Consider the following 23,140-nt stretch of genomic DNA (forward strand, 5'->3'; position numbering starts at 1 on the left):
GAACCGACTCAGATCACGTCGTCGGGGTCGTGGGCGCGCGCCATCCGCGCCGCCTCGGCGGCGTAGCGCTCGCGGTCGTCGGGGTCGTCGACGGTGCCGACGTTCGACGGCGCCGCGTCGACGGCGGCCGTGGTGTCGCGCACGTCCGAGAACGAGGTGAGCGCGCGCTCCTTGCGGAAGTAGCGCTCGCCGTCCGGGGTCGCGTACGTCAGGATCACCATGTTCTGCTCGTCGTCGGAGTAGGTGCGCTCGACGAGCCACATCCGCACGGGCTCGGTCGCGGCGCCGGGGGCCGCCTCGTCAGCGTTCATGCGTAGTATTTCGATTTACACACACAAACGCGTTGCGGCGGGACGGTCCGGCCCGCTCCGCCGGCGCTCGCCGCCCCGAACCGCCAGCGTTTTATTCTTTAGGTCTACCTAAACGAACGCATGAAGCCGCGCGTCGCCGCCGCTCGACTCCGCGAACGCTTCTTCCGCCTCCGGGAGCGGCTCCCTCGGGGAGCGCTCCCGGTCGCGGGGACGGTCCTCGTCCTCGCCGTCGGCGGCGTGGTGTTGACGCGGACCCTCGACGTCGAGGCCGTCGTCTCGGCGGCGACCGACGCGGACCCGGCGTTCCTTACCGCCGCGCTCGTCGTCTACCTCGCGTCGTGGCCTGTCCGCGGCCGCCGATACGGGGACGTGCTCGCGCCGATGGGCCACCGGTGTCGCACGGCGTTCCTCACGGCGGCGGTGTTCGCGAGCCAGACCGCGAACCTGATCGTCCCCGCCCGGGCCGGCGACGGCGTGCGGGCGTACCTGCTGAACGACCGGCGCGAGGTCCCCTACCCGACCGGCGTCGCGTCGCTGGCGGTCGAGCGGGCGTTCGACCTCGTCGCGCTCGGCGCGCTCGGTGGCACGGCGTTCGCGGTCCTCCTCCTCGACGGACGCACCGTCGCGCCGGACGGGTCGGGGCGGGCCGTCGCGGCCGCCGCCGCGCTCGCGCTCGCGGCCGCGGTGGGCTCGGCCGGCGTCGTCGCGGTCGCTCGGAGCGACCGCCGGTTCGGTCCGGCGCTCCGCGAGCGCGCCGCGGAGTCCCGACTGTCCAGCGCCGTCGACGCCGCCGTCCGGTTCGGCGCCGCGGTCCGCGTCGTCGCCGCCGACGCGGGCGCGCTCGTCCGGGTGTCGCTCGCGAGCGGCGTCGTGTGGGCGGCGGACGTGGCGACCGCGGTCCTCGTCCTCGCGGCGCTCCTCGGCGGGTTCGGAACGGCGGTCGACCCGGTTGCGCTCTGCGTCGTCGGCACCCTCGCCGTCTCGGCCGGGAACCTCGCGAAGGTGCTGCCGCTCTCGCAGGGCGGCATCGGGCTGTACGAGGCGGCGTTCACCGGCATCGTCGTCGCCGCCACGCCGATCCCGGCCGCGGTCGCGCTCGCCGCCGCGGCGCTCGACCACGCGCTGAAGAACGCCGTCACGCTCGCGGGCGGCGGCCTCGTCGCGGCCGCGCTCGACCTCTCCGTGACGCGCGCCCCCGACGACTCCGACCGGGAGCCCGACGCGGGCGCCACGCGGCCGACGACGGACCGCTAGTCTTTTAGGTCAGCCTAAAAACGATCGGGTATGAGCCCGACAGACCCCGACAGCGACGGTCAGGACATCTGCGTGATCGTCCCGACGATTCGAGAGTACGAGTGTCTTCGCGCGTACGTCGCGAACGCCCGCGAGCACGGCTTCGACGTCTCGCGGCTCCACTTCCTCTTAGTCACCGAGGACTTCTGCGAGACCGACGAGATGCGCGCCATGCTCGACGACCTCGACGTCTCCGGCGAGGTGTTCGACGGCAGCCGCCGCGAGGAGTGGTACGAGGCCAACGACGTCGCGGAGTACGGCCACGTCGTCCCGGCCGCGAGCCACGCCGAGACGAGCTTCGGCCTGCTGTACATGTGGGCCGACGAGTCGTTCGACTACGGCGTCTTCATCGACGACGACACGCTCCCGCACGACGACGTCGACTACTTCGGGCGCCACATGGAGAACCTCGCGTTCGGCGGCGAGGTCGAGCGCGTCAGCTCCGACGAGGACTGGGTGAACGTCCTCTACGACAACGCCGACGAGCACGGCCTCTACCCGCGCGGCTACCCCTACTCGGCGATGGACGAGACGGTCGAGGCCGACGCGGTCGAGGTCGAGTCCGGCGAGGTCGTCGCCTCGCAGGGGCTGTGGACGAACGTCCCCGACCTCGACGCGGTCCGGATCCTGATGGACGGCGACCTGGAGGGCCAGGCGCAGACGCGGACGACCGCCGACGACTTCGGCGACGACTTCGTCGCCGCGCGCGGCAACTACCTCACCGTCTGCTCGATGAACCTCGCGTTCCGCCGCGAGGTGATCCCGGCGTTCTACCAGCTGCCGATGGACGACAACGAGTGGGACGTGGGGCGGTTCGACGACATCTGGTCGGGGCTGTTCTTGAAACGCGCCTGCGACGTGCTCGGCAAGCGCATCTACAACGGCGACCCGCTCTGTGAACACAACAAGGCCCCGCGCTCGACGTTCGACGACCTCGCGAACGAGGTCGCCGGACTGGAGCTGAACGAACACGTCTGGGAAGTCATCGACGACGCCGGGGCCGACGCCGACTCGTACGCGGCGGTCTTCGACGCGATGGCCGACGCGCTCGCCGAGGGCGACTTCGACGAGTGGAACAACGGCGCGTTCCTCAACCACTGCGGCGAGTACATGCGCGACTGGCTCGACTGCCTCGACGCGATCCGGCGGACGCCGGCGCCCGCGGACGACTGAACCGACACGACTAAAACCATTTAGGCACGCCTAAAACACATGACGACTCACGATTCCACCTCCAACGACGGACGCGACGTTCGACGACGGAAGTTCCTCGCGGCCGCCGGCGCGGTCGGCGCGGCGGGGCTCGCGGGCTGTAACGGGACCGGAGACGACGACGGGTCGGACGGCGACGACGACGCCGGCGGCGACGCCGTGGGACAGATCGGCTCCGGCCGCGCGGGCCGCGGCGCCCCCGGCGGCACGTCGATGTCGGAGATGCCGGCGCTCGAAGGCGAGCTCACGGTGTACTCCGGCCGCGGCGAGTTCCTCGTCGGCGAGCTGGTCAGCTACATCGACGACCTGTACGACGACCTCGACCTGACGGTCCGGTACGGCGGCTCGACCGACCTCGTGAACCAGATCGCCAACGAGGGCGAGGGCTCGCCGGCCGACGTGTTCTACTCGGTCAACGCCGGCGCGCTCGGCGCGCTCGCCGACGCGGGGCGCACGCAGGCGCTCCCCGACGACGTGACCGAGAAGGTCCGCGAGGAGTTCCGCACCGAGCAGTGGGTCGGCACCTCCGGGCGCGCCCGCACCATCCCGTACAACACCGACGAGTACGACGAGGGCGACCTCCCGGACGACATCATGGCGTACCCCGAGGAGTTCGACGGCGACCTCGGCTGGGCGCCGTCGTACGGCTCCGCGCAGGCGTTCATCACCGCGATGCGGATCCTCGAAGGCGAGGAGGCGACCCGCGAGTGGCTGGAGGCGATGGTCGAGCGCGGCGCCGCGACGTACCCGGACGAGTTCCGCACCTGTCAGGAGATCGCCGACGGCGAGATCGACGCCGCGTTCACGAACCACTACTACATCCAGCGCGTGCTCGACGGGAACCCGGAGGCGCCCATCGCCACCACGTTCACCGAGGGCGACGCGGGCGCGGTGTTCAACGTCGCGGGCGCCGCGGTCGTCGACACCGCCTCCGACGCCGACCTGGCGTCGAACTTCGTCCGGCACCTGCTGTCGGCGGAGGCGCAGGACTACTTCGCCCGCTCCACCTTCGAGTACCCGCTGATCCCCGAGGTCGAGCCGATCGGCGACCTCCCGTCGATCGACGAGCTGGACGTGCCGGACCTCGACCTCTCGCAGCTGTCCAACCTCGAACCGACGATCGACCTGATGCGCGACGCCGGCGTCCAGATCTGATCGGCCGCCGCGCGCCGCACGCGCACCGCTCTCTCACCGCCACACCGTCCCGCCCGTGTCACTCCGTCCACCGTCCGTCCGTCCCCGCCGGCTCGCCGCCCGACTCCGCCAGCGGCTCGCCCGCGCCGACCGCGTGACGGTCGCGGCCGCCCTCGTCGCCGTCGCCGCCGGCGCGATGACCTTCGCGATAGCCGCCACCGTCTTCTCGCACCACTCCGCGAACCACGACGAGGGGGTCTACCTCACGCAGGCGGCGCTGCTGCTCGGGGGGCAACTGGAGTTCCACGCCGGCCCGCTCGCCGACGCCGTCCACCCGTGGTTCTTCATCGAGGACGGCGGCCGGCTCTACCCGAAGTACAACCCCGTCCCGGCGGCGATGTTCGCGGTCTCGATGGGGCTGTTCGGGGAGCCGCGCGTCACGCTCGCCGCCGTCGCCGCCGGCAACGCCGCGCTCGTCTACCTGCTCGGGTCGCAGGCGGTCGGCCGCCGCGCGGGCCTCGCCGCGGCCGCGCTCTTCGCCGCGTCGCCGATGGCGATCGCGACCTCCTCGGCGTTCCTCCCGTACGCCCCGACGGCGTTCTTCAACCTGGTCTTCGCGGTCGCGTACCTCCGGAGCGTCCGCGACCGGTCGCTCCCAGCGGCCGGCGTCGCGGGCGTCGCGATCGGGATCGCCTTCTTCGCGCGGCCGTACACCGCGGTGCTGTTCGCCGCGCCGTTCATCGTCCACGCGCTGTGGCGGGTGGGGTCCGCGGTCCGGCGCTTCGGCGCCGAGACGGGACGATCGACGCCCCGTGCGGCGGCGGCCCTGGCTCGCCGCGCGCTCGGGGTCGGCGGGTCCCGCGGCCTCCCCGACCCGATCCGGCGCCACGGGCTCACGGCGCTGTTCGGTACCCTGTTCGTCGGCGTCACGCTCGCGTACAACGTCCGGATGACGGGGTCGCCGCTCGTGTTCCCCTACCAGGAGTTCGCGCCGATGGACGGCCCCGGCTTCGGCGAGCGCCGCATCCTCGGCCACTCGGTCGACTACACGCTCGGGCTGGCGATCGAGTCGAACCGCTACGCGCTCCAGGAGATCGCGACCCGGTGGTTCGCGGCCGGTCCGCTCGGGACGGTCGCGGCCCTCGCCGGCGTCGCGGTCGCGGCCCTCGGGTGGCGCGCGCGCGGCGACCCGCGCGGCCTCCTCGCCGACGCGGTCGGCGCCGCCGACGCCGCGACCGCCCCCGACGGCGGATCCGGTCCCGCCGGATCGCCCGCGTTCCGACGGACGGCGACGCTCCTCCTCGGCGGCGTCGCGGTCTCGGTCGCCGTCGGGAACCTCTACTTCTGGGGCACCCACAACGCGCTCGCCGACCTCTCGGACCCGACCGACGGGCTCGCGTCGCTGTTCGGGCCGTTCTACCACTTCGACCTGCTCGTCCCGCTGTCGGTGTTCGGCGGCCTCGCCGTCGCCGCCGGCTGGCGGGGTCTCGCCGCGGCCCGCGAGCGGGTCGTCGAGCGCGGCGGCTCGCCGACGGCCGCGCGCGTCGCCGTCGCCGCCGTCGTCGCGCTCGCGGTCGCGGGCGGGGGCGTCGCGGCCGTCGACGCGGCCGCGGACCCCATCGAGCGGAACGCCGAAATCGACGCGAAACACGAGGCCGCGTACGCGCCCTTCGACGAGACGACCTTCGAGAGCGGACTGGTGTTCCTGCCGACGCCGTACGGCGAGTGGCAGAACCACCCGTTCCAGTACCTCCGGAACGGGCCGGGGCTCGACGGCGAGGTGGTGTACGCGCTCGACCGCGACCCCGAGGAGAACTTCGCGGTGCTGGACGCATACCCGAACCGCACCCTGTACCGCTTCGGGTATCAGGGCGTCTGGACCGCGGACCCGGAGGCCCGCGTCACGCCGAAGCTGGAGGCGCTCGACCGGCGGTCGGGCCCCCGGATCGACGCCGAGACCACCGTCGGCGTGCCGGACCGCGTCGCCCGCGCGCAGGTCCGCGTCGACCCGCGCCGGGGCGCCCCGGGCGGTCCGGACCACGTCTCCTACACCGTGAGCGATCCCGGCGACTCGCTGGCGGTCGACTGGGCGGTGACGCCCGAGGGCGTCCGGCTGCCCGGCGCGGCGGCCGCCGGGGCGCCCGACGCGGCCGAACCGGTCCCGTTCGACCCCGACGGCGACGTGGTCGCCGTGACCGTGACGCTCGTCGACCCCACGGGCGCGACGTTCACCTACCGCCAGGAGGTGACGGTTCGGGTGACCGAGGGCGGCGAGGGGGCCGAAGTCGAGGCCGTCTGGCCGCCCGAGCGCTCGACCTGCCGGCTCGTCACCGCGTGCGGGACCGAGGGCACGTACCTCCCCGACGAGCCCGACGCCCACTCCGACTGGGTCGTCTTCGAGACTGATGCCGACACGAGCGATGAGTGACGCGGACGGCAGCCGCCTGTGCCGCCGTGGCGCCTACCGCCGTTGCGGCTACACCTCCGCTCCGCCTCGCCGTGCGCCGAGCGCGCGGAGCCCGTACTCCGCTCCGCCGACCGCCGCCGCGGCCGCGAGCGGGACCGCCCAGAACACGAGGTACAGCGTGAGGATCGTCGGCGTCGAGGCAGCTCCGGGGTCCGGCGGGCCTAGCCCACCGAAGTATTCCCACGTCTCGCGGACCGCGAGCGCGTATGTCCCGACGACGACGGTAACGGGCGCGATCACGCCGTGCGCCGCGTAGAGGTACGCGGGGACGGCGAGAAGCGCGAACGCGCCGAGCGTCATCCATGGTAGTTCCCACAACGGTGTGCCGGGGTTTTGATACGGAAAGACGGCGAGCCGGAGGACGAGCGTGACGGCGACCGACAGCCCGCCGGCCACGGTGGCGACGCGTCGGGGGGACCTCGTCGAGCGAGTCGACATCGCCGACACTTTGCGGTCGCACAGGAATAAACCCAGACGCTAGCTTACAAATAACCGACCGTGGATCGGCGGGAAACACCTCCAAAGCCCCAGTCGCTCGCTTATAAATGTCGGTCAGTAGATCGGCGGCGAATACCTCCAAAGCCCCAGCCGCGAGGGCGGCGCACGCTCGTTGCGCTCCTCGCTCGGTCGCTACCGCTCCCTCGCTGCGGTGCTTACGTCGTCTGCGCCGCCCTCGCGGCTGCCCCTTTGAGTCCCACCCGACCGCACAGCACCGCACCTCACGCCTCCCCAGCCTCGTCGGGTGCATCCTTCGGGCTCCCTCCGGTCGCCCTCGTCGCGCCCGACTCCCTCGCGCGTGCGGTTCGCGCTCGAGGGGCGCTCGCAGGCACGCGCCACCGCATCGTTTATTTATAAATAATCGGCGCTGTCGCTCACGAGTGTACAAACGTCGCCGGCGGCGGTCCACTGTGCCCACAGTGTCCGTCCGGACCGCCGTCCGACGACGGCGTCGAGGGCGACGCGCCCTCAGAAGCGTCGCAGCTGCTCTTCGAGACAGACGGTGACGATCGACTTCGCGATGGCGGCGCCGCCGCCGATCGGGTCGAGCTTCGTCTCGCCGAGGCGCTCGGCGTAACGGATCGGGCGCTCGTGAACGTCGTAGCCGCGCATCAGCGGACGGATGAGCAGTTCGGCGGAGAGGCCGGTGTTCTCCGTCCAGCCGATCTCCTGGACGACCTCGCGGCGGTAGGCGCGCATCCCGGTGGTGGTATCGTGGACGCGCTCGCCCATCAGCAGGCTCGCGATCGCCGCGAACGCGTGGTTGCCGAAGCGGTTGAACGCCGGCATCGCCTCCGCGCCGTGGTAGAGCCGGTCGCCGCTCACCACGTCGGCGCCGTCGTTGACCTCCGCGAGGAACTCCGGCAGCGCCTCCATCGGGTAGGTGTCGTCGCAGTCGGTGGTGACCACGACCGGCCGGTCGGGCGTCAGGACCGCCTCGCGGACGGCGACGCCGTACCCCTGCGGTTCCTGCTCGATGACGGTCGCCCCGTGCTCGCGGGCGATCTCCGGCGTCCGGTCCGAGGAGCCGTCGACGCAGACGACCTCGGCCTTCCCGTCGGTGACCTCGTCGATGTCCTCCAGCACCGTCGCGATGGCCTCCTCCTCGTTGTAGGTGCCCATCACGACGCTGAGGTCGTCGAAGGTGTACTCTCCGGCCGCGTCCGTCCCGTCGTCGACGGTCGATTCGTCTGTTGCGTCGATATCGTCCGTTGCGGCCGCCTCGCTGCCGTTCTCGACCGCGGCCGCCGAACCGTTCGTCGCGTGTGCTGAGTCGCTCATTACCCGCATCTCAGCCCGGACGCACTTGAATTTTTAGGTTTGCCTAAAACAGTGGCAGCCGGCCGTCAGGTCCCGTCGGCGAGCCAGCCGGCCACGTCGTCGCCGACGCGGAGCGCGAGCGCGGCGATGGTGAGCGTCGGGTTCATCGCGCCGCTCGTAGGGAAGACGGAGCTGGAGGCGATCCAGCAGTTGTCGAGGTCGTGCGTCCGGCAGTCTGCGTCGACCACGCCTCGGTCGGGGTCGTCGCTCATCCGGGTGGTGCCCATGTGGTGGTAGGCGGGTCCGGTCGCGTCCGGCCCGGCGACCCACTCCACGTCGGCGCCGAGCTCTTCGAGGACCGACACCTGAATCTCGTTGGCGCGCTCGATGGTGTCGAGCGCTCGGTCGCCGACCGTCCACTCGATCCGCGGCACCGGGTTGCCGCGGTCGTCGGTCCGGTCGTCCGCGAGGGTGATCCGGCTCTCGGCGTCCGGCAGCTGCTCGACGAGCCCGCCCATCGCCACGTGGTTCCCGTAGCCGTCGCGGAGCCGCTCCGCGAGCGCGTCGCCCCAGTCGTCGCCCGTGAGCGCCATCTCCACCGGTGAGGGACCGGCGTAGTTGAAGAACTCCAGCTTGAACGGCGCCTGCTCGGCGTCGGCCTCGTCGTAGAACTGGTCGCAGGCGCTGGTGTAGAAGCCGACGTGGTTCTGCCTGGTCGGCTCGTCGAGCGTGCCGCCGGCGCCCGCGAACAGGTGGTCCATGAAGAACTCGCCGACGTGGCCGCTCCCGTTCGCGAGCCCGTCCGGGTAGCGGTCGGACGCGGACAGGAGGAGGAGCCGCGGCGTCTCCACGCCGCCGGCGGCGACGACGAAGGCGTCCGCCTCCTGTCGGTGGCGCTCGCCGTCGGGCGTCGCGTAGACGGCGGCGGTCACCCGGTCGTCGCCGTCGTGTTCGAGCCGCTCGACCGGCGCGCGGTCGATGACGGTCGCGCCCCGTTCCTCCGCGCGCTCGACGTGGACCGTCGCGTCGTACTTCGCGCCGCTCGGGCAGACGGGCTGACAGGTGCCGTAGCCGACGCACGGCGAGCGGTCGTCGTACGGCTCGGAGTTGCGCGCGTTCGGCACCGAGTGCATGTCGATCCCCAGCTCCTCGCAGGCCTCGGCGAACAGCGAGTCGCTGTAGGAGGGCTCGAACGCGGGCATCGGGTGCGGCTCCTCGCGCGGCGGCGCGTAGGGGTTGTCCGACGCGCCCGCGACGCCCAGCTCGCGCTCGGCCTCGGCGTAGTAGGGGCGGAGGTCGGCGTAGTCGATGGGCCAGTCGGCGCCGACGCCGCGCTCGCTGGCGGAGTTGAAGTCGTCCTCGTGGAGCCGCATCACCATCCCCTGCCAGTGGAGCGTCGAGCCGCCGACGCCCTTCACGCGGGCGTGGTTGAGCGGGTAGAACCACTCGCCGTCGTTCTCGTGGGCGTCGCGCGCGCCGCCCACGCCCCAGACGTCGGGGCGGCCGTAGGCGGGGCGGATCGCCCGCTCCTGCCTGGCGAGTCGGTCCGCCGGGTCGAACCGCGGCCCGGCGTCGAGGATCACGACCTCGCGGTCGCCGGCGAGCTGGTCGGCGACGAGCGCCCCAGCGGGGCCGGCGCCGACGACGCAGACGTCGGCGTCGGGGACGGGCGTCCGGTCGACGTCTCGCCCCTCGCTCCCGCGCCCGTCGCCCAGGCTCTCGGCGCCGCTCACGGCGGCCCCCGCTGGTAGCTCTCGGCGCCGCCCGCGTACCCCTGCGGGTTCTCGATGCCGACGAGCTCCCCCCCGGTCGGGGACGAGTACAGCGCGAGCAGCAGTTCGTTCACGACGTAGTACCGCACTCGCTCCGCGGCCGTGCCGTCCGGGTTCTCCTCGGCCACGTCCGCGCCGAGCTCGCGGAGCAGCGCGTCGCGGTCCGCGGCCGACAGCTCCGCGACCGGCGCGCCGTACCACGAGCGAGCCGCCGACTCCACCTCGGCGACCGCGCTCCGGATCCCCTCGCCGTGGGCCGACCCGTCGAGGCGGCCGTCGAGGAACGCCTCGACGAACGCCTCGACCCCCGAGACCGCGTCGGGGTAGACGGTCTGCGCGACCGCCGTCATCGCCGTCCGGACCGCCTCGTCGCCGGGGGTCCCGTCGCCGTCCCACGCGGGCGCCTCCTCCTCGGCTCCCCCGTCGTCGGTCGTCCGACGGACGCCCAGCGCGACGCCACCGGTCGCGCCGATCGCGGCCAGCGCGGCCGCCGCGTCGCGTCGCGTCAGTTCCATGGAAGGGTTTAGGTAGCCCTAAATTCATATATCCGTCGGAGCGCGCTCGCCGGGCGATCGGAACCCCTAACGCCGGGCGCGCCCTCGCCTCGACAACCCGATCCCGTCTCCCGCACAATGACTCTGCGAACCCGGATCCGCGACCGCTTGACAGACGGCGACGGCGACCTCCCGCTGGGGCTCACGCTGCTTTGCGCGGCGATCGCCGCCACCCTCGTCTTCCCGCTGGCGTGGCTCGTCATCGAGGCGGTCGCCGTCGAGCGCGAGCGCGCCGTCGACCTCCTCTTCAGCGCCGGGACCGCCGACGTGCTCGTCAACAGCCTGCTCCTGATGGCGGGCGTCACGGTCGCGTCGATCCTGATCGGCGTCCCGCTCGCGTACCTCACCGCCCGGACCGACCTCCCCTTCCGTCGGTTCTGGACGGTCGCCGCCGCGCTCCCGCTCGTCGTCCCGAGCTACGTGGGCGCCTTCTCGTTCGTCTCCGCGTTCGGGCCGCAGGGCGAGTTCCACGAGGTGCTCGCGCCGCTCGGCGTCGAGCGCGTTCCGGAGATATCCGGGCTCTGGGGGTCGATCTTCGTCATCACGCTGTACACGTACCCGTACGTCTACCTGACGACCCGGGCCGCGCTGCTGTCGTTCGACACGACGCTCCTAGAGGCCGCCCGGACGCTGAACCACGGCCGGCTCGCGGCGTTCCGCCGCGTGACGCTCCCGACGATCCGACCCGCGATCGCCGCCGGATCGCTCCTGGCGGCGCTGTACGCGGTCTCGGACTTCGGTACCCCCTCCATCATGCGACTCCCGGTGTTCACCCGGCAGATATACGTCGAGTACAACGCCTTCGGCCGCGACTACGCGGCGCTGCTCTCGCTCCAGCTGCTCGTCGTCGTGGTCCTCGTGCTCGCCTTGGAGTGGGCCGTCCGCTCGGACCGGGAGACGAGCGGCGACGACGCGGGCCGGACCGAGGACCGCGTGTCGCTCGGGCGGCTGCGCTGGCCGGCGACGCTGCTCCCGGCCGGCGTCTCCGCGTTCGCCCTCTTAGTCCCGCTGTGGATCCTCGGCCTGTGGCTGGTCAACTCGGAGGCCGGGCGCCGCCCATCGCTCGCGTTCGAGCCGATACAGGTGCTCAACTCGGTGTCGGTCTCGGCGGCGGCCGCGGTCGTCGCCGCGCTCGCCGCCATCCCCGTCGCGTACTTCGCCGCGAACCACGACTCGCCGCTCGCGGTCGTCTTCGAGCGCGCCACGTACGTCGGCTTCGCCGTGCCCGGAATCGTGCTGGCGCTCGCGTTAGTGTACTTCGGCTCCGGCTACGTGCCGTGGATCTACCAGACGCTGCCGCTCCTGATCTTCGCGTACGTCGTCCGCTTCCTCCCGCAGGCCGTCGGGTCCGCCCGGACCTCGATCCTCCAGGTCGACCGGCGGCTCGTCGAGGCCGGGCGCACGCTCGGCGAGTCGCCGACCGGCGCGTTCCGCCGCGTGACGTTCCCGCTCACCCGGTCCGGGATCGTCGCCGGGGCCGCGCTGGTGTTCCTCACGACGATGAAGGAGCTGCCCGTCACCCTCGTGCTCCGCCCGTCCGGCTTCGACACGATCGTCACCCAGATCTGGCGGGCGCAGTCGACGGCGCTCTACCAGTACGCGGTCGTCCCGACGCTCATCCTCCTCCTCATCTCCGGGCTCTCGATGGTCGTCATCCTCACGCAGGAGGGCGGCGAAGAGGGACTGTGACGGACGCGAACGGTCCCCGCAGATACCGCGGTCCGCGTCAGCTTCCGATCCGGGCCGCTCCCGACGGTCTACCGGGTCGGGGGCTCTCGACGGTGTCGATCTGAATAGACAAACCTGCCGTGGACCGACGAGAAAAGCGGCTCAGTCCGCGGCAGACGTCTGCTGTTGGCGCGTCACGCGGAGCGAGGTGACCGTCGTGTAGAGGACCGCGAACGCGACGACGACCGCCGCGCCGATGACGAGCACCAGCCCGAGCAGTTCGAGCGTCGAGTTGCCGAGGTACGACCCCACTTCGCCGATACCCACGGCGATGGAACCGACCAACAGCATCCCGCCGAAGTACACCTTGATATCGTCGGAGTTGACGACGGCGGTCGCGGCGGAGCCGACGCGCGCGCCGAGCGCGCTCCCGAACAGTAGCGGGGCGACGATACCGAGGTTCACGCCGCCGCCCTGCCCGTAGAGGTAGCTCCCGAGGCCGCCGGAGAAGACGATCTCGAAGAGGTCGGTGCCCACCGCGACGGGCACCGGAACGCCGATCGCGTAGATCATCGCGGGCATCCGGATGAAGCCGCCCCCGACGCCGAGGAAGCCCGACAGGACGCCGGTCGCGAAGGCGACGGCCGTGATGACCCACGCGGAGACGCGGACGTCGCCGCGGAGCGTCACCATCGGCGGGATCCGAACGGTCTGTTGGATCTTCTTCGCGATCTCGGGGATCTCGTACTCGTCGAGGTCCTTGTCGGCGGCCTCGTGGTCGATACCGCCGTCGCTGTCGCCCTTCAGAGCGTCGCGGGTGACCATCGCGCCGACGCCGCCGAGCAGGACGACGTAGGCGACGCTGATGACGCCGCCGGCGAGTCCCATCGACTCGAGGTAGTAGACGCTGGCGCGCCCTGCCTCGATGCCGATGGTCGTCCCGGTGATCATGATCACGCCGAGCTTGTAGTCCACCTGTCCGAGGTCGTGGTGTTTCAGCGTCGCGATGACGGCCGTCCCGAAGACGAACGCCATCCCGCTGCCGACCGCGACGGGCGCCGGGTAGTCCAGCATGAGTAGGGCCGGGGTGACGAGGAACGACCCGCCCATGCCGAAGAAGCCGAACAGGACGCCGACGACGAGACCGAACCCGACGAACAGCGCCAACATCTCGGGGCTCGTCTCGAAGATGCCGAGTCCGCCGAGGAAGTTACTGAGCACTCGCGTCACCCCCGACCAGGAGCCGCATCAGATAGGGCCCGACGAGCCGTTCGAGGCCGCCGTACCCGACGTACAACACGAACGCTTCCAGTAGAATCACGCCGATGAGTAGGGCCGTCTCCGGATCCCACGTGGGTATCTCTAGTCCTGCCATCGACTCACCCTCCGACTTCTGAACGCGGAAATTCGCTTCTGGCACATTTCTGCTCACTCTACCCTACCTGCTTCGTGCCTATAACGGTTTTGGGCTAGCTGTACAATACTATATTCCGGTAACCTCGGCCGGAGTACCGATAACTTATACGGATAATACGGCACGGCCGCCGGCCGCGCGCTCGCCAACGCATCACACACCGAACAAAACCGTGTTGTCGACGCCCGCCGAAGGAGTTGGCATGAGGGCCCTGTGCGCCACTGACCTGTCGGCCGCCAGCGAGGCGACGATCGAGAACGAGACCTGTCTCCGCTGCCTGGGTCGCATCGGCGTCCGGACGGTCCACCTCGTCACGGTCGTGTCGGGGAACGTCCATCCCGGGATGCCCGGCGTCGACTTCGAGGCGCGCCGCCGGCGAGGGCTCGACAGGTACCGCGAGGTGATCGAGGCCGCGGGGTTCGGCGTCGAGACGCACGTCGTTCGCGGGACCCCGTACCGCCGACTCAACGACATCGCGGAGACAGTCCACGCCGACCTGGCGCTCGTGGGCTCGCGCGGACAGAGCCCGCTACTGAACCGGGTCGTCGGCTCGACTGCGCGAAACCTCGCTCGGACCACCGTCGTCCCGCTGCTGGTCAACCGCGTCGAGCGGGCGGCCGACGACCCCGACGTCCTCCGCGAGCACCTCTTCCGGCACGTCCTCTTCGCGACCGACTTCTCCGAGCACGCCGACCGGGCGTTCGGCGCCTTCTCCTACCTCCGTCACGCGACCGAGGAGGCGACGCTCGTCCACGTTCGGTCGCCGAAAGACGACGGGCCGGACGGCGACGTCGGCCCGGCGGAGCGGCTGGCCGAGCGGGCGAGCACGCTGGCGGGCTGGGGGATCGAGACGCGGACCGAGGTCCGCCGCGGCGACCCCGCGGAGGAGATTCTCGCCGTCGAGGCCGAGGTCACCCCGTCGACCGTCCTCGTCGGGTCGAAGGGGCGAAGCCGAATCCGGCGGCTCCTGTTGGGCAGCGTCTCGGAGGACATCGTCGCGCGGGCGGCGGGTAACGTCTTCCTCGTCCCGCCGCCTCGGGCGACGTAAGACGGGTGTCTCGCCGAACGGACCGTCACGCCGCGGTGCACCACACACCGGCGCGCCGCTACCGCCGGCATCTACGCCGCGTCCCGGATCGGTTACAGCGCCAGCGCCGCGACGGCGTACGCGATCGCGAACGAGACGCCGAACGAGCCCGCCCACGCGCCCACCGTCGCGAGGATCTTCCGCGCGTCCACCGCGTCGCGGCCCCCGACGGCCGCGCCGCTCCCGATGATCGCGCTGACGACGATCTCGTTGAACGACACGGGAACCCCGAGCAGCACCGCCAGCTGCGCGATCAGAAATGACGGGACGAGCGCCGAGATGGAACGCCGCGGCCCGAGCGACGAGTAGTCCTGCGCCAGCGACTTTATCATCCGCGGCGCGCCGGTCCACGACCCGACCAGCATCCCGAACCCGCCGCCGACGAGGACGGCCGTCGTCGACACCATCCCGACCTCGTCGAGCAGCGGCAGCAGCGGGCCGACCGCGAGCCCGACCTGACTCCCGCCCGCGGAGAACGCGACGAGCGACCCGAGCGCGAGCAGCACGCGCCGTAAGCCACCTCGCTCGTCGCGGCGCACGTCCCACCAGACGACGACGGCGACGGCCAGCGCCGCGAAGGCGGTGATAGCGACCGCGGACGCGAGCCCGTCGACCGAGAGGGTCCGCTGCGCGAGTCCGCGCACGGTCCCCGGCGCGGTCCCCTCGCCGAGGAAGCTGAACCGGACGTTCGCGAGGACGGCGCCGACGAGTCCCGCGAGGACCGGAACGCTGTATCGCTCGGCGACTCCGGGTCGCGGGAGGACCGAGGCGATACCGAAGGCGATGCCGCCGCCGACGAACGGCGTCAGCAGCCAGACGGCGCCGATCTGTTGGTACTTCGCCCAGACCGGCGTCCCCCCGAGCGCCAGGCCGACGCCGACGACGGCGCCGGTCACGGTGAACGCCGTCGCGATCGGAATCCCGGTGGTGATGCCGACCGCCATCAGCCCCGCGCCCAGCAGGAGCACGAGGATGACGCCGGAGACGGGTAAACTGATCCCGCCCACGAGGCCGCTGCCGACGGCCTCCGAGACGTTCCCGCCCTGCGTGACGGCGCCGGCGAAGCCGAAGACGCCGACCAGCAGGGCCGCGCGCATCGTTCCGATGGCGTTCGCGCCGACGGCGGGCGCGAACGGGGTCGCACCGCTCGACCCGGCGCCGATCACCCACGCCATGAACAGGCTGGCGAGCGCCGCGCCGACGAAGAGGGCGATGAGAGCGGGGTCCATGAAGCAGGCGTGTCAGTCCGCGCCCGCCGGGGCGGCGTCGCGCGACTCGCTCCGGCTCCGCCAGTACCCCTGGGCGTACGCGCCGACGAACATGCCGCCGAGCGCCCAGAGTATCGTGACGTTGCCGACGCCGAGGCTCGCGTACGCCGCGCCGGGGCAGATCCCCGAGAGCCCCCAGCCGACGCCGAAGACGGCCCCGCCGACGAGGACGTTCCGGTCGAACGGCTTCAGCCGGCGCTCGTACGGGCTCCCCGTGAGGGGCGCGGTGTCTCGGATCCGCGGCAGCAGCGCGAACGCGACGCCGGAGACGATCGCGGCCCCGAACATCACGAACGGGAGCCCGAGGTCCTCGAACAGGAGGAAGTTCACCACGACCTCCGGCCGCGCCATGTGGCTGAAGCCGAGTCCGAACCCGAAGATCAGCCCGCCGACGAACACCAGCGGCTTGAACAGCGGATGTCGGTCTGCGCTCACGCGTCGCTCCCTCCGGTCGCTCCCGTTCGCGCAGTTCGAGACGGCCGCCGCTGACGACGCACGGGCGTTCGGCGTTCGCCCTCCGAGGCGCTCGCTCCGTTCGCCCTCCGCGTCTCGCGCATCACGGACTCACCCCCAGCGCGGCGACGACCTGCGCGGTCCCGATCGCCACGGTCAGGAACGTCGCGACGCCGACGAGCGACGTCTTCGACGCCGAGCCGACGCCGCAGACGCCGTGTCCGGACGTACACCCCTTCCCGACGCGGGTCCCGATGCCGACCAGGATCCCGCCGAGGAACAGCCGCCACGGCTGGACGTCCGTCGTCCACAGCGTCACCCCGGCGACTTCGTACAGCTGGCCGGTCGTTCCGGGCTCGTACAGCGAGGTGGTGACCACGCCGGACTGGACCGTCGCGGCGAACGCGAGCGCGCCCAAGACGATCCCGGCAGTGAACACGACCCGCCAGTCGCGCGAGCCGACGTACCGCTGGAACCGCGACTGATCGGAGACGTACGACAGCGTCGACTCGAGGAACGTGCTCGCCCCGGCCGGGATGCCGGTCCCGACGTAGATGACGACGGTCCCGAGGCCGACGAGCAGCCCGCCGACGGCGTACCGGCTGATCCCGTTCGGGAACAGCTCGGCGACCGCCTGCAGCAGTACTGGGTCAGCGACCATCGGCGTCGTCAGTCACCCGCGAGCGAGTCCTGGCTGGCGGCGCAGTTGTTCGGCCCGAGCTCCAGGGTGAACGCCTCGTCGTCGTCGACGGCGTTCTGCCCGAGGTTCGTCGCGATGATGTCCTCGTAGTTGGCCGGCCGCGGCGGCATGTCCGAGAGGATCAGGTCGACGAAGTCGTCCTCGTCCATCGTGAGCGCGTCCATCTCCTCGACGAGTTCGCCGATGGGCGCCGTGTAGGTGCCGTCGTCGGCCGGGACGGCCGCGTCGCTGAAGTGCGCGCCGCCGATGAGGGTGTCGTCGGGCAGCGTCAGGACGCGCTCTTGGAGCGACTCGTACAGCAGCCGCGCGGCGTCGGGGGCGCCCTCGTCGCCCTCTTCGAGGTCGGGGCGGGCCACGCTCTCGACGAACAGCCCGTCGCCGGTCGCGAGCAGGCTCTCGTCGACGAGGTACGACGTCATCCCGGTCGTGTGGCCGGGAGTGTAGACGGTCTCGAAGGTGGCGTCACCGACCGCGAACGTGTCGCCGTCGGCGGCCGTGGTCAGCTCGTCGGCGTACGTGACGCCGCGGTCGACCGCGGCCTCGGGGATGACGCCTTCGACGCCCTCGGCGTCGAGGTCGCGCACGCCCGAGATGTGGTCGGCGTGGATGTGCGTGTCGATGGCGTAGTTCAGTTCCACGCCGAGCTCGTCGGCGTCGTCGAGGTAGCGGTCGGTGAACGCCCGCAGCGGGTCGATGATCGCGGCTTCGCCGTCGTCGTAGAGGAGGTAGCCGAGACAGCCCGAGGAGGGACGCTGGTACTGGAGGAGCGTGCCGGCGCCGTCGTACCGCTCGACCTCGACGGCCTCGTAAATGCTCGCCCAGCCGTTCATCCCGTCTTCGAGGTGGTCGACGTCGTAGCCGCGCTCCGCGAGCGTGCCCGCGACGTACTCGCTGGCGCCGCCCTTCGCACAGAGGACGGTCACCTCGCGGTCGTTGGGGATCCGGTCGAGGACGTCGTCGTCGATCTCGTCTTCGAGGAACTCGAAGTACGGGACGTTGATCGACGTGACGTTCTCGCCGTCGATACGCCACTCCTCGTAGTCGGACTGCATGCGCGTGTCGAGGATCGTGACGTCCTCGCCGGCGTCGATTCGGTCCTTGAGCGATTCCGGAGCGACGGAGTCGACGTCGACGTCCGGAGTCGGGAAGTCGTCGGCATTCATGTTTCGCAGTCGTTCATACCGGGCCGACGCACAAAAGTATTTTCATAGTATTTCCTTTTCTGAGCAATACTACCTCCCGACGGATCCAGATATACGCGGGCAGGTCTACCGTCATTACCCTTGTAAACCGTCTAAACCGGTTTCATGTTATACAGTAGTTAGTAGAATTCCCAAGAACCGACACAGTTTTACTTCATCGGGGGGTATTGTGCGCTAGCTCCAATACAGACACCGGAGCAGACACACAATGAGTGCTGAATTCGACATCGCGGAGACGCTCGACGTGAAAGGCGCATCGTGCCCCATGCCAGTGGTGAAGACCAAGTCCGCCGTCGACGGCCTCGCGGAGGGCGAGGTCCTCGAAGTGATCGCGACCGACCCCGGCAGCATGAGCGACATCGACGGGTGGGCCGACGGCACCGCGGGGGTCGAACTCCTCGAGCAGACGGAGGGCGACGACGTGTACAAACACTACGTCCGCAAGACGGCGTGACGATGAGCACGGACACATCCGAGACCCCGGGCGACGACGCGTCGGTCGAGGACGCGCCGACCGAGGACGCGCCCTCCCGCGCGGAGCTGGCCGCGCGCGTCGACGAGCTCGAGGACGCGCTCGCCGAGGCCACCGCTGACGACGACACCAAGAAGATGAGCATCATCGCCACCAAGGGGACGCTCGACATGGCGTACCCGCCGCTCATCCTCGCCAGCACCGCGGCCGCGTTCGGCTACGAGGTGACCGTCTTCACCACCTTCTGGGGGCTCGACATGCTCCACGAGGAGCGGTCGAAGAACCTCCAGCTCAGCTCCGTCGGGAACCCCAACATGCCCGTCCCCAACGCCGTCGCCGCGCTCCCCGGCATGGACCGCGTGACGACGAAGATGATGGAAAAGCGGATCACGGACAACGACACCGCCACGATCGAGGAGCTCCTCGAGACGAGTCTGGAGATGGGCGTGGAGTTCCAGGCCTGTCAGATGACCATCGAGCTGATGGACTACGACGAGGACGACTTCTACGACGGCGTCACTACCGGCGTCGGCGCCGCGACCGCCATTCAGGACATGGCCGAGGCGGACATCCAGCTCCTCGTCTGAGCGCCGCGAAGCGACCGTTCGGTTCTGTTTTCCCCGTCCGCCACCGGCGGCGGCTGCCCCCGACACCGTCTCTCCGGACGCGAACCGGTAGCGACCGGATTCGCCCCGTCGCGCCGCGGACCGGCGGACGCGCCGGTCCGCGGGCTCACTCACTCCGCTCGCGGCCGGCGCGCTCGCGACCGATCGCGCTCGCCACCGCGAGCAGGTAGCCGAGCCCGTACTGGACCTCCGGGTCGCGCACGCCGCGGAGCAGCCCGACGGCGCCGACCCGCTCCGGCGGCTCGCGCTCCGCCTCGCCGACGCCCTTCAGCAGGGTCTCGACGCCGTCGCGGGTGTCGTCGTCGGCCGCGGTCTGCGCCACCTCGCCGAGCGCGGCGCCGGTGCCGGCCAGCGACGCGACCATCTCGTCGTCGAGGGCCGCGGTCGCGAGCGAGCCGACCTCTGCGATCTCGGCCAGTTCGTCGAGCGTGCCGCTCCGTTGGAGCTCGAGCAGCGTGTCGAGCGCCGCTCGCAGGTCGTCGCCGTTCTCGCCGACCGCCTCGGCCAGCGCCACGGTCTCGTCGGTCGCCAGACCGTCGGCGGACTCCGCGAGCGTCGACCCCGTGGCCGAGAGCTCGCGGACCATCTCGTCGGAGAGCGCGCTCTCGCCCAAGGAGAGCACGTCCAGCAGCTCGTTGACGGCGTCGAGCCGCTCCACGAACGCGGCGACCGCCTCCGGATTCTCCGCGATCGCCGCCTCGAGGTCGGCCGACTCGGGTGCTTCCGTCTCGGACATGGTCAGAGCAGCCCCCGCGCGGTGAGCCAGTAGGACTCGTTGTACGCCAGCTTCGACCAGTGGAGCTTCTCCGACGGCGGCGCGGGCGACGGCGGGCGCTCGTAGTCGAACTCGACGAACGAGGCCGCGTCCATCCCCGTCTCGATGAAGCACAGCGTCTTCCCGTCGTACGTCGCCGTGGCCGGGCGTCCGCGGACCTCGCTGGCGAGGCGCTGTCCGACGACGCCGGCCTGGTAGTGCGCCACGCTGCCCGCGTTCGGGACGCCGGTGTCCGCGGTGTCGCCGAGCGCGTACACGTTCTCCGCGGCCTCGGCCTCCAGGGTGTGCTTGTCGACGTCGACCCAACCGTCGTCGCCGAGCCCGGCCTCCTCGATCAGGTCGACGCCGCCGTGGGGCGGGATCGACACGAGGAGGTCGTAGTCGAGCTCGGTCCCCTCCATCGACGTGATCGTCTCCGCCTCGGGGTCGACCGACTCCGCGTTGAAGAACGTCTCCACGGCGATGTCCCGATCCTCCATGATGGGGCGGGCCCACTCGGCGATGTGGGGGTTCCCGTGGACGCGCTGGATCGGGTACGTGTAGGTGATCCCGATGTCCTCGCGCAGACCGCGCTCGCGGAACCAGTCGTCGACCATGAACACGAACTCCAGCGGCGCCGCGGGACACATGTGGGGCGTCCCGACGACGCTCAACACGATCTCGCCCTCGGTGAACTCCAGCAGCTCGTCGCGCAGGGCGGTCGCGCCCGACTCGCTGTAGTAGTCGTGCCCGCCCTCGGCGAGCCCGGGGATACGCTCGGGTTTCAGCGTCGACCCGGTCGCCAGCACGAGGTGGTCGTACTCCACTGTCGGCGCGGTCCCGTCGAACCGGAGTTCCCGTGAATCCGTGTCGATCTCCGACACGCGGCCGATCCGGAGGTCGACCGCGTCGTCGATCAGCTCGTCGAGTGCGCGGCGACCGTCCGCCGGTTCGCGCTTACCGAACGGGACGTACAGCCAGACGGGCTTGTAGACGTGGTCGGGGCCGTCGTTGATCAGGGTGACCTCGACGTCGCCCGCGTCGATCTCCGGACCGAGCCGGTCGGCGAGGTCGTTGGCGAGCACGGAGCCGCCGGTCCCGCCGCCGAGGATGACGATGCGTTCGGTCATGCTTTCTCCACGTAGAACGCGTTGTGGTCGTCGAGCTCTTCGACGGCGAGCAGTTCGTTGCCGGCCTCCTCGGCCCACTCGGGGACGTCGGTGAGCGACCCGTCGCTGTCGCTCAGCAGCCGGACGACGTCACCCGACTCGGCGCTCCGGATCGCTCCGATGAGGTCCATCAGGGGGCCGGGGCACGCTGCGCCTCTGGCGTCGACGGTCTCTTGGGGTTCGATGTCGGTCATGGCGGTCTCACACCCCACAGTTTCGCGGGCGGCCTATTAGTCTTGTGCGAGCATTCCACAATTCTAAAAATTCCATCGACCGGTCAGCGCCGAACGGTGACGGTCGCGACGGCGGTGGTCGTGCGGCTACCGATCGAACACCAGCGCGTAGTGGTACGGCGACAGATCGGCTCGCCGGTCGTACTCGAGCGGCGCGGCGCTGCGAACGGCCGCCGCCGTCTCCTCGGGGGACATCAGCACCGCCGTCGGCGGTCCGCGGGGCTCGCCCCCGGCGGCTACTCATCGGTTCGGGCCCGCCACGCCGCCGGGAGCCGGGCGTAGACGACCGCGTTGTCGACGAGCGCGTCGACCGGGACGTACTCGTCGGGCGCGTGCGCGGTGTCGGTCCCGAGCGAGAACTCGACCGTCGATATCCCGGCGTTCCGGAGCTTCTTGGCGTCGCCGCCGCCCGTCGCGCTCCGCCTGAAGACGCGGTCCCCGGTGACGCCCGCGGCCGTCGACGCGACGGCCTCGACGAGCGGGCCCTCGGGGTCTTCGGCGGTGCCGACGCTCCAGAAGACGTCGGCGATCGTGATCCCCTCGCAGTCGGCGACGCACTCCCGGATCCCGGCGAGCACGTCGGGCGTGTGGACGCCCGCGGTGAGCCGCACGTCGACCTCGGCGCGCGCGGAGCCCGGGACGGCGTTCACCGCGTCGCCGCCCTCGAAGACGCCGAGGTTGATCGACGGGTACCGGAACAGTTCCCGGGCGGCCGCCTCGCCCATCGACGGGGCGTAGTACGCGACCGACTCCTCGACGATCGGCTCCATCTCGGCGCCGATCGCCAGCCGCTCGGTGCCGAACCGATCTCGGATCCGCTCCACGGCGGCGTAGAGCCGGTCGACGGCGTTGACGCCGAGGGCCGGGCGGGAGCCGTGCGCCGCCTCGCCCGCCGCTTCGAGCGTCAACCAGATGCTGCCCCGGTCGGCGACCGTGACGGAGTGACGCCCCGCCTCGCAGGTCGGCTCGCCGATCACGCACGCCTCCGCGTCGAGCACACCGGCGTCGAGCAGCGCCGGGAGGCCGGCGTCGCCGCCCACCTCCTCGTCGCTCACGAGGGCGAACAGGAGGTCGACGGGCGGCTCGGTATCAGTCGCGGCGAAGGCCCGGAGCGCGAACAGCAGCGACGCCACGGCGCCCTTCATGTCGGTCGCCCCCCGGCCGTAGACCCGGCCGTCGGCGCGCTCGCCGAGCGGGTCGCGCGTCCACGCGTCGGCGTCGAACGGCACCGTGTCGAGGTGCCCGTTGTACAGGAGCGTGCGGTCGGCGTCGCCGGGGACCCGCACGAGCAGGTTCGGCTTCGCCGGGTCGACGGCGACCCGCTCGACCTCGACCGGGAGCGGGTCGAGGAACCGCTCGACGGCGGCGGCGATCTCCCGCGTGTCGCCGGGCGGGTTCGACGTGTCGACGGCGAGCAGGTCGAGGGCCAGCGAGACCAGCGCCTCCCGGTTGGCCCGCACGTACTCGGCGGGGGCGTCGCCGGCGGGCGCCGACCGCGACGCGCTCGTGTCTTCGGCCATACCGTCCGGTTCGGTGCCCGGCGATTTAGCTGTTTTGTACATATTGCACAATATGCTGCGGCGGGAGGGGGTC

The 23,140-nt window shown here is 71.2% G+C and carries 23 protein-coding genes; 8 read left to right on the plus strand and 15 right to left on the minus strand.

Features of this window, described 5'->3' with window-relative positions; genetic code table 11:
- Window positions 1-8: 8 nt before the first annotated feature.
- Window positions 9-311, minus strand: coding sequence for a DUF7967 family protein (locus tag EXE48_RS03235; RefSeq protein WP_053770127.1), 303 nt, complete (start codon window positions 309-311; stop codon window positions 9-11).
- Window positions 312-431: 120 nt separating this feature from the next.
- On the opposite strand from EXE48_RS03235, the gene EXE48_RS03240 reads away from it, so the two are divergent.
- Genes EXE48_RS03240 through EXE48_RS03255 form a run of 4 tightly spaced genes read left to right on the plus strand, consistent with a single transcriptional unit; the run spans window position 432 to window position 6,378 of the window.
- Window positions 432-1,565 carry a lysylphosphatidylglycerol synthase transmembrane domain-containing protein gene (locus tag EXE48_RS03240; RefSeq protein ID WP_137710737.1) on the plus strand — a complete coding sequence of 378 codons (1,134 nt, stop codon included), beginning with the start codon at window positions 432-434 and terminating at the stop codon, window positions 1,563-1,565.
- Window positions 1,566-1,595: 30 nt separating this feature from the next.
- Window positions 1,596-2,777, plus strand: a complete 1,182-nt coding sequence (locus tag EXE48_RS03245) for an alpha-1 4-glucan-protein synthase (RefSeq protein WP_137705140.1) — start codon at window positions 1,596-1,598, stop codon at window positions 2,775-2,777.
- A gap of 39 nt (window positions 2,778-2,816) precedes the next feature.
- Window positions 2,817-3,971 (plus strand): extracellular solute-binding protein, encoded by a 1,155-nt coding sequence (locus tag EXE48_RS03250; protein ID WP_137705141.1) that lies wholly within the window; start codon window positions 2,817-2,819, stop codon window positions 3,969-3,971.
- A 55-nt stretch (window positions 3,972-4,026) separates the two neighbouring features.
- A complete protein-coding gene (locus tag EXE48_RS03255) occupies window positions 4,027-6,378 on the plus strand; it encodes a DUF7846 domain-containing protein (RefSeq protein ID WP_394348032.1) in 2,352 nt (783 codons plus the stop codon).
- A gap of 48 nt (window positions 6,379-6,426) precedes the next feature.
- Here EXE48_RS03255 and EXE48_RS03260 read toward each other — a convergent pair whose 3' ends face one another.
- The 4 genes from EXE48_RS03260 to EXE48_RS03275 form a co-directional block, all read right to left on the minus strand.
- Window positions 6,427-6,855, minus strand: coding sequence for a hypothetical protein (locus EXE48_RS03260; protein ID WP_137710738.1), 429 nt, complete (start codon window positions 6,853-6,855; stop codon window positions 6,427-6,429).
- 528 nt (window positions 6,856-7,383) lie between these two features.
- Entirely contained in the window at window positions 7,384-8,196 is an 813-nt protein-coding gene (locus EXE48_RS03265; RefSeq protein WP_137710739.1) for a dolichyl-phosphate hexose transferase, read from the minus strand.
- A gap of 65 nt (window positions 8,197-8,261) precedes the next feature.
- Window positions 8,262-9,908, minus strand: coding sequence for a GMC family oxidoreductase (locus EXE48_RS03270; RefSeq protein ID WP_137710740.1), 1,647 nt, complete (start codon window positions 9,906-9,908; stop codon window positions 8,262-8,264).
- Complete coding sequence (locus EXE48_RS03275; RefSeq protein ID WP_137710741.1) at window positions 9,905-10,462, minus strand: gluconate 2-dehydrogenase subunit 3 family protein; 558 nt, start codon at window positions 10,460-10,462, stop codon at window positions 9,905-9,907. The genes EXE48_RS03270 and EXE48_RS03275 overlap by 4 nt, the downstream gene beginning before the upstream one ends.
- Window positions 10,463-10,579: 117 nt before the next feature.
- Between EXE48_RS03275 and EXE48_RS03280 the strand changes: the two genes are divergently transcribed.
- A complete protein-coding gene (locus EXE48_RS03280) occupies window positions 10,580-12,190 on the plus strand; it encodes an ABC transporter permease (RefSeq protein ID WP_137705145.1) in 1,611 nt (536 codons plus the stop codon).
- A gap of 141 nt (window positions 12,191-12,331) precedes the next feature.
- Here the strand turns inward: EXE48_RS03280 and EXE48_RS03285 are convergent, their stop codons facing one another.
- A complete protein-coding gene (locus tag EXE48_RS03285) occupies window positions 12,332-13,339 on the minus strand; it encodes a sulfite exporter TauE/SafE family protein (protein ID WP_121600405.1) in 1,008 nt (335 codons plus the stop codon).
- 40 nt (window positions 13,340-13,379) lie between these two features.
- Complete coding sequence (locus EXE48_RS18665; protein ID WP_167551881.1) at window positions 13,380-13,544, minus strand: DUF7512 family protein; 165 nt, start codon at window positions 13,542-13,544, stop codon at window positions 13,380-13,382.
- A gap of 241 nt (window positions 13,545-13,785) precedes the next feature.
- Between EXE48_RS18665 and EXE48_RS03290 the strand changes: the two genes are divergently transcribed.
- Window positions 13,786-14,631: a universal stress protein gene (locus EXE48_RS03290; protein ID WP_053770116.1), complete on the plus strand. Its 846-nt coding sequence runs from the start codon at window positions 13,786-13,788 to the stop codon at window positions 14,629-14,631.
- A 92-nt stretch (window positions 14,632-14,723) separates the two neighbouring features.
- Here the strand turns inward: EXE48_RS03290 and EXE48_RS03295 are convergent, their stop codons facing one another.
- From EXE48_RS03295 to EXE48_RS03310, 4 genes are all read right to left on the minus strand, one after another.
- Window positions 14,724-15,899, minus strand: a complete 1,176-nt coding sequence (locus EXE48_RS03295; protein ID WP_121600347.1) for an inorganic phosphate transporter — start codon at window positions 15,897-15,899, stop codon at window positions 14,724-14,726.
- Window positions 15,900-15,911: 12 nt separating this feature from the next.
- On the minus strand, window positions 15,912-16,373 hold the full coding sequence (locus EXE48_RS03300) for a YeeE/YedE family protein (RefSeq protein ID WP_053770114.1): 462 nt from the start codon (window positions 16,371-16,373) through the stop codon (window positions 15,912-15,914).
- 121 nt (window positions 16,374-16,494) lie between these two features.
- A complete protein-coding gene (locus tag EXE48_RS03305) occupies window positions 16,495-17,052 on the minus strand; it encodes a YeeE/YedE family protein (RefSeq protein WP_053770113.1) in 558 nt (185 codons plus the stop codon).
- A gap of 8 nt (window positions 17,053-17,060) precedes the next feature.
- Window positions 17,061-18,254: an MBL fold metallo-hydrolase gene (locus EXE48_RS03310; protein ID WP_137710742.1), complete on the minus strand. Its 1,194-nt coding sequence runs from the start codon at window positions 18,252-18,254 to the stop codon at window positions 17,061-17,063.
- 247 nt (window positions 18,255-18,501) lie between these two features.
- On the opposite strand from EXE48_RS03310, the gene EXE48_RS03315 reads away from it, so the two are divergent.
- Entirely contained in the window at window positions 18,502-18,747 is a 246-nt protein-coding gene (locus EXE48_RS03315) for a sulfurtransferase TusA family protein (RefSeq protein WP_053770111.1), read from the plus strand.
- A 2-nt stretch (window positions 18,748-18,749) separates the two neighbouring features.
- Window positions 18,750-19,352, plus strand: a complete 603-nt coding sequence (locus EXE48_RS03320; RefSeq protein ID WP_137710743.1) for a DsrE/DsrF/DrsH-like family protein — start codon at window positions 18,750-18,752, stop codon at window positions 19,350-19,352.
- 145 nt (window positions 19,353-19,497) lie between these two features.
- On the opposite strand, the gene EXE48_RS03325 is transcribed toward EXE48_RS03320, so the two are convergent.
- The 4 genes from EXE48_RS03325 to EXE48_RS03345 form a co-directional block, all read right to left on the minus strand.
- A complete protein-coding gene (locus EXE48_RS03325; RefSeq protein ID WP_053770109.1) occupies window positions 19,498-20,127 on the minus strand; it encodes a helical membrane plugin domain-containing protein in 630 nt (209 codons plus the stop codon).
- A 2-nt stretch (window positions 20,128-20,129) separates the two neighbouring features.
- Window positions 20,130-21,275: an NAD(P)/FAD-dependent oxidoreductase gene (locus EXE48_RS03330; RefSeq protein ID WP_137705147.1), complete on the minus strand. Its 1,146-nt coding sequence runs from the start codon at window positions 21,273-21,275 to the stop codon at window positions 20,130-20,132.
- Window positions 21,272-21,508 (minus strand): sulfurtransferase TusA family protein, encoded by a 237-nt coding sequence (locus EXE48_RS03335; RefSeq protein WP_053770963.1) that lies wholly within the window; start codon window positions 21,506-21,508, stop codon window positions 21,272-21,274. Before EXE48_RS03335 ends, EXE48_RS03330 begins: the two co-directional genes overlap by 4 nt.
- Before the next feature lie 275 nt (window positions 21,509-21,783).
- On the minus strand, window positions 21,784-23,067 hold the full coding sequence (locus tag EXE48_RS03345) for a M20 family metallopeptidase (RefSeq protein WP_137707601.1): 1,284 nt from the start codon (window positions 23,065-23,067) through the stop codon (window positions 21,784-21,786).
- Window positions 23,068-23,140: the final 73 nt, after the last annotated feature.

Source organism: Halorubrum sp. ASP1 (assembly GCF_005435135.1).
In the GTDB taxonomy this organism is placed as follows: domain Archaea; phylum Halobacteriota; class Halobacteria; order Halobacteriales; family Haloferacaceae; genus Halorubrum; species Halorubrum tropicale.